General features: G+C 69.3%; 11 protein-coding genes. 4 read left to right on the forward strand and 7 right to left on the reverse strand.

The window, feature by feature from the left end:
- Positions 1–14 precede the first annotated feature (14 nt).
- The gene (gene rplU, locus JGU66_09300; protein MBJ6760959.1) at positions 15–323 is read right to left on the reverse strand and encodes a 50S ribosomal protein L21; all 309 of its coding nucleotides are present in this window, start codon (positions 321–323) and stop codon (positions 15–17) included.
- A 263-nt stretch (positions 324–586) separates the two neighbouring features.
- Between rplU and JGU66_09305 the strand changes: the two genes are divergently transcribed.
- The gene (locus tag JGU66_09305; GenBank protein MBJ6760960.1) at positions 587–946 is read left to right on the forward strand and encodes a hypothetical protein; all 360 of its coding nucleotides are present in this window, start codon (positions 587–589) and stop codon (positions 944–946) included.
- A gap of 13 nt (positions 947–959) precedes the next feature.
- Here JGU66_09305 and JGU66_09310 read toward each other — a convergent pair whose 3' ends face one another.
- The gene (locus JGU66_09310; protein ID MBJ6760961.1) at positions 960–3,122 is read right to left on the reverse strand and encodes a protein kinase; all 2,163 of its coding nucleotides are present in this window, start codon (positions 3,120–3,122) and stop codon (positions 960–962) included.
- A 174-nt stretch (positions 3,123–3,296) separates the two neighbouring features.
- Between JGU66_09310 and JGU66_09315 the strand changes: the two genes are divergently transcribed.
- Positions 3,297–4,259, forward strand: a complete 963-nt coding sequence (locus JGU66_09315) for an isopenicillin N synthase family oxygenase (protein ID MBJ6760962.1) — start codon at positions 3,297–3,299, stop codon at positions 4,257–4,259.
- A 40-nt stretch (positions 4,260–4,299) separates the two neighbouring features.
- Here JGU66_09315 and gatB read toward each other — a convergent pair whose 3' ends face one another.
- Genes gatB through JGU66_09335 form a run of 4 tightly spaced genes read right to left on the reverse strand, consistent with a single transcriptional unit; the run spans position 4,300 to position 7,854 of the window.
- The gene (gene gatB, locus JGU66_09320; protein ID MBJ6760963.1) at positions 4,300–5,745 is read right to left on the reverse strand and encodes an Asp-tRNA(Asn)/Glu-tRNA(Gln) amidotransferase subunit GatB; all 1,446 of its coding nucleotides are present in this window, start codon (positions 5,743–5,745) and stop codon (positions 4,300–4,302) included.
- The gene (gene gatA, locus JGU66_09325) at positions 5,736–7,205 is read right to left on the reverse strand and encodes an Asp-tRNA(Asn)/Glu-tRNA(Gln) amidotransferase subunit GatA (GenBank protein MBJ6760964.1); all 1,470 of its coding nucleotides are present in this window, start codon (positions 7,203–7,205) and stop codon (positions 5,736–5,738) included. The genes gatB and gatA overlap by 10 nt, the downstream gene beginning before the upstream one ends.
- Positions 7,206–7,211: 6 nt before the next feature.
- On the reverse strand, positions 7,212–7,499 hold the full coding sequence (gene gatC / locus JGU66_09330) for an Asp-tRNA(Asn)/Glu-tRNA(Gln) amidotransferase subunit GatC (protein MBJ6760965.1): 288 nt from the start codon (positions 7,497–7,499) through the stop codon (positions 7,212–7,214).
- A 22-nt stretch (positions 7,500–7,521) separates the two neighbouring features.
- The gene (locus JGU66_09335; GenBank protein MBJ6760966.1) at positions 7,522–7,854 is read right to left on the reverse strand and encodes a zf-TFIIB domain-containing protein; all 333 of its coding nucleotides are present in this window, start codon (positions 7,852–7,854) and stop codon (positions 7,522–7,524) included.
- 186 nt (positions 7,855–8,040) lie between these two features.
- Between JGU66_09335 and JGU66_09340 the strand changes: the two genes are divergently transcribed.
- Together JGU66_09340 and JGU66_09345 are read left to right on the forward strand one after the other, a co-directional pair.
- Positions 8,041–11,100, forward strand: coding sequence for a DNA translocase FtsK 4TM domain-containing protein (locus JGU66_09340; GenBank protein ID MBJ6760967.1), 3,060 nt, complete (start codon positions 8,041–8,043; stop codon positions 11,098–11,100).
- Positions 11,101–11,533: 433 nt separating this feature from the next.
- Complete coding sequence (locus tag JGU66_09345) at positions 11,534–12,838, forward strand: RNA methyltransferase (GenBank protein MBJ6760968.1); 1,305 nt, start codon at positions 11,534–11,536, stop codon at positions 12,836–12,838.
- Here the strand turns inward: JGU66_09345 and JGU66_09350 are convergent.
- Positions 12,755–13,333 carry a glycerol-3-phosphate acyltransferase gene (locus JGU66_09350; GenBank protein MBJ6760969.1) on the reverse strand — a complete coding sequence of 193 codons (579 nt, stop codon included), beginning with the start codon at positions 13,331–13,333 and terminating at the stop codon, positions 12,755–12,757. The two genes, JGU66_09345 and JGU66_09350, sit on opposite strands and share 84 nt — an antisense overlap.
- Between the last annotated feature and the right edge of the window lie 8 nt (positions 13,334–13,341).

The following is a 13,341-nucleotide window of genomic DNA, read 5'->3' on the forward strand; positions in this document are numbered from 1 at the left end:
GAAAGTGGACCGGACTAGCCGGAGATGGAGGTGACCTTCACCTCGGTGTACGGCTGACGGTGGCCGCGGCGGCGCGTCCAACCCTCCTTCTCCTTGCGGAAATGGAGGACGCGGCGGTGCTTGTCCTGGGCAAGGACCTTGCCCACGACCTTGGCGCCCGACACCGTCGGCTTCCCCACCTTGGGGGACTCGGAGCCGCCCAGCATGAGGATCTCGTTGAAGGTGACCTCGGCGCCGATGTCGCCCGCGATCTTCTCGATCCGGAGCACATCGCCCTCGGCGACGCGGTACTGCTTCCCGCCCGTGCGAATGACTGCGTACATCGTCGAACCCCTGTCAGCTTCGGGTTTGGGTCAACCCGTGGATTCCAACGCGCATTTCGGACGGCGGACCGCCCGGCGCGCTAAAGGACGGCGGGACTTACGAGAAACAAGGTGGGGAGTCAAGACTGATGGCGGATCATCCCGCCCCGACACCCACATTCCGTGATCCAGGAAAGGAAAGGAAGCTGGAAACCGTCCGCCCGATCAGTAGGATGCGCCCCCGTTTAACACCTGCACCTCGAAACGAGGGGGAACATAACATCATGAAGAACATCCTGATGGGTCTGGCTGCGGCGGCGATGCTCGTGGGCTGTGGTGGCAACCTCTGCGACAAGTCCGAGGACGCGGGCAAGGACTTCGCCGACAACACCAAGGAGTGCAGCATGCTCCACCACGACTACCAGGAGCCCACCCAGGCGGAGAAGGACTCTTGTAAGACGAACCTCGACAAGTGCTCGGACTCCGACAAGGACAAGCTCCAGGCGTTCATCGACTGCACCAACGATCTGGGCGTGTGCAAGGCCTCTGAGCAGGATGCCTACACGCTGAAGCTCGTGGCGTGCACGACCAAGCTCAAGGACCTGAGCGACGCCTGCAAGGGCATCGTCGACAGCGGCAGCTAGTCTCGCCCCAAGCTCACCCCGTGGGCTTGCGAAGCCCGGCTCCCTGTCCAGGGGGTCGGGCTTCTTCATTTTCGCCCTTCGCGTCCTTCTTCGCGGCCAGGGCCCGCCGGACGACGCGGTAGCGCTGATGCAGCTCCAACTCGAGCGGATCACGCGCCAGCCCGCGCTCATAGGCCTCCAGCGCCCGCGCCAGCTGGCCATCGCGCTCCAGCGCGCTCCCGATGAGGAAGTGGACCCGGGCGGCGCCCGCCGCGTGGGGGTACTGGGCCAGGTGCTCGCGCCTCAGCGCCTCCAGCTGCGTGGCGGTCAGCCCGGCTTCCAGGCAGCGCGCCACGCCTCGGGGGTTCCCCAGCCGCGCGTCGTACAGCGCCCGCCGGACCGGCAGCCCCAAGGTCTCCCCGGCCTCCCGGACACGCGTCTGGATGGTCGCCAGCCGGGTGAGCTGCGTGCGCGACAACGGCCGATGGCGGAGGGCCTCCAGGGAGGCCCACGCTCCGCGCGCCCGGGCCCGGGTGGCATCCATGTCCGCGTCCGGGGCGAGCCCCAGCACGGTGTAGTGGTCTCCCGACAACCGCCGCTCGTGGATCGCCAACACGCGGTCCGCATCGCCATCGTCCCCGGGCAACTGGAGCGCGGGGCCTGACTCGTCTCCCCTCAGGAGCCGCTCCACTCCAGCCCGCAGCCCCGGCGAGGGCGCGGTGAACTGGACTCCGAATCCCGGCGGCATGCTCCACGCTCGCGCCTGCTCCGAGGACACGTGGCGCACCACCTCGCACAGCACCGGAACCGGCTCGCCCCCCAGCGGCAGCAGCACCTCCACCCGCGAGAACATCGCCGGCAGCGCCCCACCCGTGTGGAGGAACAACCCGCCCCGCGACAGGTCCGAGCCCGTCAGCACCATGGGGGTCTCCCCAGGGCGCAGCACCACCCGCAGCGACATCTCCGTGGCCCGGGCCCGCGCGGGCGTGGAGGCCATTGCCTGGGCCTCCTCGGGCTTGTTCCAGGGCACCAGGGAGGCATCTCGCGCCGCCATCAAGCCCGCCAGCGGCGACGCCGGCCCGGACACACCACGCAGCACAGGCAGGGGCGGGCGCGCTCGCGCGGGGCCATCCGAGAACGCCCCAGGGGCCTGGGCAGGCGATGGACGAGGCTGCGCGGGCGGTGCGGAGGGAATCGCCTGGGAGGGCCGCGCGGCGGGCGGTCCCGCGTCGGAGAGCGCCTGCTGCAAGGCCGCGCGCAAGGCGGAGGCCGTGGGGTAGCGATCCTCGGGGGCCTTGGCCAGCGTGCGCAGGATGACCCGCTCCAGCGCGATGGGGACGCTGGGACACAGCTCGCGCGGAGACGGGGGAGACCGCACCTGATGGGCCACGAGCTGGGCCGCGAGCCCCTCGTCCGGAAAGGGCAACTGCCCCGTGACGAGTTGGTACGCGATGACCCCCAGCGAGTACAGGTCCGCGCGCCCATCCAACCGCCGGCTGGAGGCCTGCTCCGGTGCCATGTACTCCGGCGTGCCCACGATGATGCCCGCGTGCGTCTCCGGGCCACCCGCGTCCGCCAGCTTGGCGATGCCGAAGTCCAACACCTTCACGAACGGCGTCCCCCGCCCTCGTCGCGCCATGAAGACGTTGTCCGGCTTGAGGTCGCGGTGGACGATTCCCCGCGCGTGGGCCGCGTGCAGCGCATCACAGACCTGCGCCAGCACCGGCACCACCGCCGCGCACGGCAAGGGCGTGCCCACCCACGCGGACAGGGGCGCACCCTCCAGGTACTCCATGATGAGGTATGGGCGCGGCGGCTGCGCGTTCAGGTCGAAGATGCTGACGATGTTCTCGTGGCCGATCAGATTCACCGCCCGCGCCTCCGCGTGGAAGCGCGACACCAGCTCCGGATAGCGGGCCAGGTGCTCGTGCAGCACCTTCACCGCCACCCGGCTGCCAATGGAGACGTGCTCCCCCAGGTACACGGACCCCATCCCGCCGCGCCCAACGCGACGTGTCAGCCGGAAGCTCCCAAGCTGGGTGCCCAACAACGGATCCGCCTCGGGGAGCACGGGCTCCCGGGGCGTTCCTGCGCCTCGCTCGCCCTCTGGCCGCACCAGGGTGTCACATGACGTGTCCAACCCGTGTCGCCAGCCGCACGCCGCACACGCGCGGTCGCTGCTCACCACCTCGGCCATGTCTGTTCCCCCGGCCTATCCGTTCAATCTGGGGAGCGACGGAGCCAGGGGCCACTGGGCGGGCAGGGCAGATGTCGCAAAGTGCGGCTGAGCCCAGGCCTCAAGTCCCGGGTGGGGGTCCGGCACAAGACGGGCCTGTGTCGGGAAGGTGTCACGAGGCTAGAGTGTGCGGCCATGTCCCGCTCCGCACGACGCATCCCTACCGTGAACCTGTCCCACTATCGCTCCGGAACGCCGCAGGAGCGGGCGCGCTTCGTCCAGGTCTTTGGCGACGCCATCAAGGAGTTCGGCTTCGTCACCGTCGAAGGCCACGGCATCGAGGACGGGCTCATCCGCCGCACGTACTCGGACGTGGAGAAGTTCTTCCAGCTCCCCGAGGACGTGAAGACCCGCTACGCCGTCCCCGAGCGCCCCGGCCAGCGCGGCTTCATGGCCTTTGGCCAGGAGCACGCCAAGAACCGCAAGGTGGGCGACCTGAAGGAGTTCTGGCACGTGGGCCGTGAGCTCGACGCGGGCCACCCGTACCTGGCGGACTACGGCGCCAACGTGTGGCCGAAGGAAGTGCCCTCCTTCCGCGAGCACACCCTCTCGCTCTACCGCGAGCTGGATGGCGCCGCGACGGTGATGCTCCAGGCGCTGGCCGAGTACTTCGAGCTGCCGCGCACCACCTTCAGCGACATGACCGTGGACGGCAACTCGGTGCTGCGGGTCATCCACTATCCGCCGCTCAAGGACCGCTTCATCCCCGGCGCCGTGCGCGCCGCCGAGCACGAGGACATCAACTTCATCACGCTGCTGTGCGAGGGGACCTCGGGCGGACTGGAGCTGCTCACCCGCGATGGCGAGTGGATCCCCGTGGACACGCTGCGCGGGCAGATTGTCGTGGACTCGGGCGACATGCTCAGCCGCGTGACGAACAACGTCATCCCCGCCACCACGCACCGGGTCGTCAATCCGCCGAGCCCCGCGGAGGACACCGTGCGCTACTCGATGCCCTTCTTCGTGCACCCGTACTCGGAATGCAGCCTCAAGCCGCTGCCCAGCATGGAGACGCCGGACAACCCCGCGCGCCACCCGCCCATCACCGCGGACGCGTTCCTCAAGCAGCGCCTGCGCGAGCTGGGCTTCTTGAAGTAGCCCCGCGACGGCGTGCCCCGAGAGAGCATCCCTCGGGGCGCTAGTCTCCGAGCTTCTTCTTCAGCAGCTCGTTGACGAGGGTGGGGTTGCCCTTGCCCTTCATGGCCTTCATCACCTGGCCCACGAAGAAGCCATACATATTCTTCTTCCCCGCCCGGTACTTCTCCACCTCGGACGCGCTCTTCGCGAGCACCTCGTCCACCACCGCCTCCACCGCGCCCACGTCGCTCACCTGAGCGAGTCCCTTGCTCGCGATGATCTCCGCGGGCGCCGCGCCAGTGCGGAACATCTCGCCGAAGACGTCCTTCGCGGCGTTGATGGACACCGCCCCCTGCTCCACCGCGCCCAGCAGCTCACCGAGCTGCGCCGGCGTGAAGCGCACGGAGGACACGGTCGTCCCCTCCTCCTTCAGCAGCCGGCTCAGCTCGCCGAGGAACCAGTTGGAGAGCTTCTTCGCATCCGGCGCATGCGGCGCGCATGCCTCGAAGAAGTCCGCCAGCGGGCGCTCGGACGTGAGGATCTTCGCGTCGTAGGCGGGCAGGCCGTACTGCGACATGAAGCGCTGCCGCTTCGCCCGGGGCAGCTCGGGCAACGCGCCGCGCGTCCCCTCGATGAGCGCGTCCGCCACATGCAGCGGCGGCAAGTCGGGCTCCGGGAAGTAGCGGTAGTCGTGCGCCTCTTCCTTCGAGCGCATCGAACGCGTGACGCCCTTGTTCACGTCCCACAGGCGCGTCTCTTGCGACACCTTGCCGCCGGACTCGATGACGTCCACCTGCCGGGCAATCTCGTAGTCGATGGCCTGCTTGAGGAAGCGGAACGAGTTGAGGTTCTTCAGCTCGCAGCGCTGCCCATAGACGGTGGAGCCCTTGGGCATCACCGACACGTTGGCGTCACAGCGGAAGCTGCCTTCCTCCAGGTTGCCGTCGTTGACGCCCAGGTACATCAGCACGTCGCGCAGCGACTTGAGGTACTCCACCGCCTCGTCGGCGTCGCGCAGGTCCGGCTCGCTGACGATCTCCAGCAGGGGCACGCCCGCGCGGTTCAGGTCCACCAGGCTCTGGCCCGCGGACGCCGTCGCGTCATGCACGCTCTTGCCCGCGTCCTCCTCCATGTGGATGCGCCGCACGCGCACCCCCTTCTCACCCGCGGGCGTGTCGATGACCAGCCGGCCCCACTCGCAGATGGGCTGATCGAACTGCGTGATTTGGTAGCCCTTGGGCAGGTCCGGATAGAAGTAGTTCTTCCGGCTCCACACGCTCGTGCCCTTCACCGTGCACTCGAGCGCGAGCCCCGTGCGCACCGCGAACTCGACCACGCGCTGGTTGAGCACCGGCAGCACACCGGGCATGCCCAGACACACGGGACACGTGTGATGGTTGGGTTCGGCGCCAAACGCGGTGGAGCAGCCGCAGAAAATCTTCGACTGCGTCAGCAGCTGCGCGTGCACCTCGAGGCCAATCACCGGCTGGAAGTCACTCAGGGGCATGGCGGGGTCCGGCGGAAGAAGTCGTGCTCGCGCTCGAAGGCCCGGCCGATTCGCAGCACCCCCGCTTCGTCGAAGGGGCGGCCCAGCACCTGGAGGCCCACCGGCAGCCCCGCCTTCGTGAAGCCACAGGGCACTGACAGGCCGGGCAGGCCCGCGAGGTTGCACGGCAGGGTGAGGATGTCCGTGAGGTACATCGACAGCGGGTCATCCACCTTCTCTCCGAGCCGGAAGGCCGGCACGGGCGAGGTCGGGGACAGGATGGCGTCCACCTGCTGGAAGGCGCGCGTGAAGTCCTCGCGGATGAGGGTGCGGACCTTCTGTGCGCGCAGGTAGTAGGCGTCGTAGTAGCCAGCGGACAGTGCGTACGTCCCCAGCATGATGCGGCGCTTCACCTCGGCGCCGAAGCCCTGCCCTCGCGTCAGTCCATACAGCTCTTGGAGCCCGCGGACGTCCTTGGCGCGCAGGCCGTAGCGCACGCCGTCGTAGCGAGCCAGGTTGCTGGACGCCTCGGCGGGCGCGAGCAGGTAGTACGTGGCCAGCGCATGGGACGTGTGTGGCAGCGACACGTCCACCAACGTCGCGCCCAGCCGCTCGTACTCCTTCAGCGCGGCGAGCACGCTCGCCTCCACCTCGGGGTCCATGCCCTCGGTGAAGTATTCGCGCGGCACGCCCAGCTTGAGGCCGCGCCCCCCGCCCTCCAGGTCCGCCAGGTAGTCCGGCGTCTCCACCTGGGCGGACGTGGAGTCCCGCGGGTCGTGGCGCGCAATCACTTGCAGCAGCGCCGCGGCATCCGCCACGGAGCGCGTCATCGGCCCCACCTGGTCCAGCGACGAAGCGAACGCGATGACGCCGAAGCGCGACACCCGGCCATACGTGGGCTTGAGCCCCACGGTGTTCGTGAGCGCGGCCGGCTGGCGGATGGAGCCACCCGTGTCCGTGCCCAGCGCGCCGAACACCTCGCGCGCCGCCACCGCCGCGGCCGAGCCACCCGACGAGCCGCCCGGCGTGCGCGTCAGGTCCCAAGGGTTGTGCGTGGGGAAGTAGGCGCTGGACTCGTTGGACGAGCCCATCGCGAACTCATCCATGTTCAGCTTGCCGAGCAGCGGCAGTCCCGCCTCGCGCAAGAGCCGCACGACGGTGGCGTCATACGGCGGGACGAAGCCCTGCAGGATGCGCGAGCCGCACGTCGTCTCCAGCCCCTCCGTGAGGAAGATGTCCTTGAGGCCGAGCGGCACTCCCTCCAACGGGCTGGCGGGCCCCGAGGTTCGGCGGCGCGCGTCGCTGGCCTCCGCCGCTCGCAGCGCCCCCTCCTCATCCACGCGAAGGAACGCGCGCACCTTCGAGTCCACCTCGGCGATGCGCGCCAGGCTGGCGCGGGTGGCCTCCACCGAGGAGACCTTCCCGGCCGCCAGCGCCGCCGCCAGCTCCAGCATCGTCAGGTCCGTGAGCGGCTGCGACATGGCGGGCTACTCCAGAATCTTCGGGACGGAGAAGCAGGTCCCCACGCTCGCCGGCGCGTTCGCCAGCGCCTTCTCGGGCGGCAGCGACGGCCGCATCACGTCCTCGCGCAAGAGCGAGGACGCGAGCGTGGCATGCGAGGTGGGCTCCACCTGGCTCACGTCGAGCGACTGCAACTGCGCCACCGCGTCCAATACGGCGGACAGCTGCGTGGCGTAGCGCTGCTCCTCCTCCGGCGTCAGCGTGAGCCGCGCCAGCGTGGCCACGTGGCGCACCTGCTCGAGCGTGAGGGCCATGACTCGCGTCCCCTGGGGGCGACTACTTCTTCTTGAAGAGGTTGAGGATGGCGCCCATCACCTTGCCGCTTCCCTCGTGCCCGTGCTGCGCGATGAGCTGGTCCAGCTCGCCCGCGTCCAGCCAGACGCCGTGGCAGTTGAAGCAGCTCTCCAGCTCCACGTTGCCCTGCTTCAGCGTCTGCAGGTCCATGCCGCACTTGGGGCACTTCATGTAATGCAGCGCCTTGAGTTCCTCGCGCTGACGGGCGGCAAGCGCCGTGGCCTGCTGGAGCGCCAGCTTGCGCTTGGCCTCGATCTCCTCGCGGGCGAAGTACTCGTCTTCGGTGTTCGACGGCTTGTCCAGGTGGTTGGACATGTAGGCATTCTCCTTGCGAGCGGCACCATACCCTCTCCCCCGGAGGGCGCAGCCGAAATGTAGGCCGCTGGGGAGGCGCGCGCGGCAACTGCTGGAAAATTGACCGCCCCCCCTCTCTCCCTACACTCGCGGCGGGCATTGCTACAGCCCGCTACGCGGCTGGAATCGCGCAGAGGGAACGGGGACATGACTGCGGCCAAGAAGGGCGGACGGGCGGAGAAGGCGGTCCTGTCCCGCCAGGAAATCGCGACGCGCAAACGCGCGCTGCAAGACAAGCGGATGAAGGCTTCCGGGGGCGGAAGTCCCGCCAGGCGCGCCCTGGTGGGAGTCGTCCTCCTGACCGGCTCGCTGCTCTCCCTCCTGTCGGTCGCGACGTTCGACGCGCACGACCGCGTGGGCCCCGGCTTCCGCAACGCGGTGGGCCCCATGGGGCACCTCATCGCCGAGACGCTCCGCGGGATGCTGGGCGTGTGCGCCTATCTGGTCCCCCTCGCCGGCCTCTACGCCGCCGTCGTGCTCTTCGTGGGCAATCGGGACCGCAAGCGGCTGCCGCAGATCATCTCGCTGGCACTGCTCACCTGCAGCGTGGCGGTGCTCGCGCAGCTCCTCTTCGCCAAGGACCCGGGCTGGGCGCATCCCCCGGGCGGAGCGCTGGGCGCGGGCCTGGGCGGCGTGATGGAGGGCCTCTTCTCCACCGTGGGCACCGTCATCATCGTGACGGCGGTGAGCGCCGCGGCCCTCATCGTCGGCACGCAGTACACGTTCTTCAAGCTGTGCTCGCTCGTGTGGGCCGGGATGAGCGTCCTCGGCCGCCGCATCGCCGAGTCCAGCCACACCTTCTGGGAGGCCCAGAAGGTTGCGTACAAGGAGCGCCAGGAGCGCGTGGCGCAGGAGAAGCTGGAGGAGGCGGCCTTCCTCGCGCAGATTGAAGCGGACGAAGAGGAACTCGCCGAGGCCGAGCGTCTGGTCGAAGAAGCAGAGGCCGCCGAGGCCGAGGCCATGGCCGAGGAGGCCGTGCGCCTCGCGCGTCAGTCCGAGAAGGAGCAGGCCGCCGCCGCGAAGCAGGCACTCAAGGAGGGCCGCGAGCGCGCCAAGCTGGAGAAGAAGCTCGGCCGAGGCGAGGACTCGCCCGAGGAGACGGACGCCGAGCTGTCCACGCCCCCGGTCGAGACCCGTCCGGTGGAGAAGCGCCCTGCCCCGGGTGCCGACCCCGCGTGGGCCGCGTCGTTCCTCGCGCCGCAGCCGAACCCCGTTGCGACCGACGCTGGCGAGCCGCCTCGCAAAGGCCGCAAGGGTCCGCAGATCGTCACCGCGCCCACGGCTGCTTCCACGCCGCCGCCTGCCGCCCCCGCGCCAGTCGCGCCCATGGTCGCGGAGCCGCAGCTGCCGCAGGCCGCCGCGCCCACGGCGGGAGCCATCGTGCCGGCGCCGAAGTCGGAGCTGGCGCGCATGCCGCTCATCGTGGAGCCCAAGGCCCCGCCCAAGCCCACGGCACCGCGCAAGAACCAGGATCAGTTCGAGTTCATCGGAGACCGCAAGAGCTTCTCGCTGCCGCCGCTCGACGTGCTCGAGTGCGACAAGAAGGAGCGCTCGGCGCTCGACAAGGACGCCTTCCTCGTCACGGCGGAGAAGCTGCGCGCGAAGCTGGCGGACTTCGGCATCGTGGGCGAGGTGGTGGAGATCCGCCCCGGCCCTGTCGTCACCATGTACGAGTTCCTCCCGGGCCCGGGCATCAAGGTCAGCAAGATCGCCGCGCTCCAGGACGACCTCGCCATGGCGATGGAGGCCATGCGCGTGCGCATCGTCGCGCCCATCCCCGGCAAGGGCGTGGTGGGCATCGAGGTCCCCAACCGCGACCGCGAGACGGTCTTCCTCAAGGAGATCGCCGAGCAGGACACCTTCCAGAAGGGGACGAGCAAGCTCACCATGTGCGTGGGCAAGGACATCGAGGGCATGCCCTACGTCTTCGACCTCGCGAAGGCGCCCCACCTGCTCATCGCAGGCACCACCGGCTCGGGTAAGTCCGTGGCGGTGAACTCCATGATCATGAGCATCCTCCTCAAGGCCACGCCCGAGGAGGTCCGCTTCATCATGGTGGACCCGAAGATGCTGGAGTTGTCCGTCTACGAGGGCATCCCGCACCTGCTCCTGCCCGTGGTGACGGATCCGAAGAAGGCGGCGCTCGCGCTGCGCTGGGCCGTGGAGGAGATGGAGCGCCGCTACCAGCTCCTGTCCGAGGCAGGCGTGCGCAACATCGCCGGCTACAACAAGCTGGTGGAGAGCAGCGCCTCGGAGGTGAAGGCCGCGCTCTCGCCCGAGCCCGCGAAGAAGGGCAAGCCCAAGAAGATGCTGGTGCTCGACGTGGAGGGCGCCGAGCAGCCCGTCCCCGCGGGCATCTCCAGCGAGGGAATGGGCGTGGCGGCACCGCGCGAGGATGAGGAAGATCTGCGCGAGGCGGTGATGTCCGCCGACCCGTCCGAGGTCGACGCGGAGTTCGAGGAGGACGGAGCGCTGCACGTCGCCCCCGCGACGGATGCCTCCGCTGCGACGCCGGAGAAGAAGGAGCTGAAGAAGCTGCCGTACATCGTGGTCATCATCGACGAGTTGGCGGACCTGATGATGGTCGCCAGCCGCGAGGTGGAGACCTACGTGGCGCGGCTCGCTCAGATGGCGCGCGCGGCCGGCATCCACCTGATGGTCGCCACCCAGCGCCCGTCCACGGACGTCGTCACCGGCATCATCAAGGCGAACTTCCCCACGCGCATCAGCTTCATGCTGCGCTCGAAGCCGGACTCGATGACGATTCTGGGTACGGTGGGCGCGGAGGCGCTGCTCGGCATGGGCGACATGCTCATCATGCCGCCCACGAGCGCGCACCTGCAGCGCGTGCACGGCGCCTTCGTGTCGGAGAACGAAATCAAGAAGGCGGTGGACCACCTCCGCGCGCAGGGCAAGCCCGTCTACGACGAGTCCATCCTCAAGCCGCGCGACGAGGACGTGGAGGGCGGAGGCGAGGAGGACGAGCTGTCCGACGAGCTCTACGACCAGGCGCTCGCGGCGGTCAGCGAGATGCGCTCGGTGTCCATCTCGATGCTCCAGCGAAAGATGCGCATCGGCTACAACCGAGCGGCGCGCATGATTGAGCGGATGGAGCGAGACGGAATCGTGGGGGCTGCGGACGGAGCCAAGCCGCGAGAGGTCCTCATCCGAGGCCTGGGAGACATGCCCGGCGCGGGAGCCATGTAGCCGCCGCACCCGAAGCGGTCCCCACGGGGGTGCTCCAGACGCAAGTCTGGGTCACCCCCGTTTCATTTGATGGAAACGCCGGAGGCAGCGGCTCCCCCATCGATACCGCCCCCAAGCTCCTTGCGAAGCCACTGTCCCCTGGCGCGAAAGACTCGCCCGCCCTACGTGCGAGTGGCGGTGCACGACGACCATCGCCTCCCGACGAACGCCGCAGTCAGCGCGCGATGCGCCATGGCATGGGCCACGCCCAGCACCGAGTCCAAGCGAGCCCAGCACCCATCCTGGGACCGCTCGGCATCACGACAGCCCGGGAACCAGGCTCCGAGCATCCCCCGACCTCGTCACCTCGAAGTGGCTCCGTGCGGCCAGCCGAACAGCCGATCCCACCTTGCAGGTTCCCAAGCGGCCCAGGGTCGCGTAAGGGCGAGAAACCATGGCTGAACGCCTTCTCCTTTTCGCCACCACCGCCCGCGGTACCGAGGACCTGCTCGCCGCCGAGCTGAAAGACCTCGGCGCGAAGCGCATCCGTCAGGACCGCGGCGGGGTCCGCTTCCTCGCGTCCCTCGACGAGGCGCTGCAAGTCTGCCTGTGGTCGCGCATCGCCATGCGAGTCCTCTACCCGCTGGGAGAGTTCAACGCTCCGGGCGCGGACGGGCTCTACGAAGCTGCCGCGAGCGTGGCCTGGGAGGAGCACCTCACCACGAACCACACCTTCGCCGTGGACGCCACGCTGAAGGACACCACGCACGCGCACTCGGGCTTCGTGGCGCTCAAGGTCAAGGACGCCATCGTGGACCGCCTGCGCGAGAAGCTCGGGGCCCGTCCCGACGTGAACACGCGCGACCCGGACGTGAGCGTGGTGGCGCACCTCGTCCGAGACAAGCTGTCGCTCTCCCTCGACCTCTGCGGCGATCCCCTCCACCGCCGGGGCTATCGCGTGCGGCCCACCGCCGCGCCCATGAAGGAGACCCTCGCAGCCGCCATCCTGCGCGCGGCCAGCTACACGGGCGAAGAGGCCGTGGTGGATCCCATGTGCGGCTCGGGCACGCTGCTGATTGAAGCGGGCCTCATCGCACGCCGCCGAGCCCCAGGCATCGCGCGCAGCTTCGCCGTCGAGCGCTGGCCCGGAATCGGCCCCCGAGCGCGCGAGCTGCTCACCGACATGCGCGCGGACGCCCGCCGCAACGAGCGCAAGGTCGAGGTCCCCCTCCTGGGCTTCGACAAGAGCGATGAGGCCCTGGAGGCCGCCAGCCGCAACGTCAAGGCCGCGAAGCTCTTCGAGGAGATTCGCCTGGCCGAGGGCGACGCCACCCATTCCCTTCCCATTCCCGAGGGAGGCGGCCTGCTCGTCACCAACCCGCCGTACGGAGACCGACTGGGCTCCGGCGGACAGAAGGGCATGAAGACCTTCTACTTCAAGCTCGGCGAGTCCCTCCGCTCGCTCCAGGGCTGGCGCCTGTGGGTCCTCTCGGGCAACCCCGCGTTCGAGAGCGCGTTCCACCTGCGCCCCATCGCACGCCGAGAGCTGTGGAATGGACCCATCGAGTGCGAGCTGCTCGGCTATCGCGCCCAGGGACCGCAGTGGGCCATGGAGCGGGACGAGTCGCGCTCGCACACGAGCCCCACGAGGGGCCCGGTGACGCGGCCCGCGCGCTCAGAAGCGGCGCTCGGTCCGGCGCATGAGCCGTCCGATGTTGCTCCGATGCGTCCACAGCATGAGGGTGAAGAGGACGCCTGACAGGATGGCGTACTCCTGAGCGCGCGCGGTGAACACCGCCGTCAGGATGGCGACGATGCCCGCGGTGAGCGAGCCCAGAGAGCTGACTCGCCACTTCGCGACGACAAGCACGTAGACGGCCGCGCCCGCGAGCGCCGCGGTCGGAATCAGCACACACAACACGCCGAGCGCGGTGGCCACGCCCTTCCCGCCGCGCAGCTTGAGCCACACGGGATAGACATGGCCGAGCACCGCGGCCAACCCCACGCCCGCGTGCACGAGCGGCTCGCCCGGCACAAGGGCCAGCGCGAGCACCACGGGCAGCGCCCCCTTGATTGCGTCGAGCAGCAGCACCACCAGGCCCAGCTTCTTGCCAGCCACGCGAGTGACGTTGGTAGCCCCGATGTTGCCGCTCCCGCTGTCGCGCACGTCCACGCCGCGAAACCAGCGCGTGAGCAGCACGCCAAAAGGAATGGAGCCGGCGAGGTAGCCCAGCAGGACGAGCGCGAGAGTCACGAGAGGAG

The organism is Myxococcaceae bacterium JPH2 (genome assembly GCA_016458225.1).
Classification (GTDB): Bacteria; Myxococcota; Myxococcia; order Myxococcales; family Myxococcaceae; genus Citreicoccus.

Bases quoted from the DNA above. Each gene is read 5' to 3' on its own strand.
- gatA (MBJ6760964.1), bottom strand. From the start codon at position 7,205: ATGTCGCAGCCGCTCACGGACCTGACGATGCTGGAGCTGGCGGCGGCG.
- JGU66_09305 (MBJ6760960.1), top strand. From the start codon at position 587: ATGAAGAACATCCTGATGGGTCTGGCTGCGGCGGCGATGCTCGTGGGC.
- JGU66_09315 (MBJ6760962.1), top strand. From the start codon at position 3,297: ATGTCCCGCTCCGCACGACGCATCCCTACCGTGAACCTGTCCCACTAT.
- JGU66_09335 (MBJ6760966.1), bottom strand. From the start codon at position 7,854: ATGTCCAACCACCTGGACAAGCCGTCGAACACCGAAGACGAGTACTTC.
- rplU (MBJ6760959.1), bottom strand. From the start codon at position 323: ATGTACGCAGTCATTCGCACGGGCGGGAAGCAGTACCGCGTCGCCGAG.
- gatB (MBJ6760963.1), bottom strand. From the start codon at position 5,745: ATGCCCCTGAGTGACTTCCAGCCGGTGATTGGCCTCGAGGTGCACGCG.
- JGU66_09340 (MBJ6760967.1), top strand. From the start codon at position 8,041: ATGACTGCGGCCAAGAAGGGCGGACGGGCGGAGAAGGCGGTCCTGTCC.
- gatC (MBJ6760965.1), bottom strand. From the start codon at position 7,499: ATGGCCCTCACGCTCGAGCAGGTGCGCCACGTGGCCACGCTGGCGCGG.
- JGU66_09310 (MBJ6760961.1), bottom strand. From the start codon at position 3,122: ATGGCCGAGGTGGTGAGCAGCGACCGCGCGTGTGCGGCGTGCGGCTGG.
- JGU66_09345 (MBJ6760968.1), top strand. From the start codon at position 11,534: ATGGCTGAACGCCTTCTCCTTTTCGCCACCACCGCCCGCGGTACCGAG.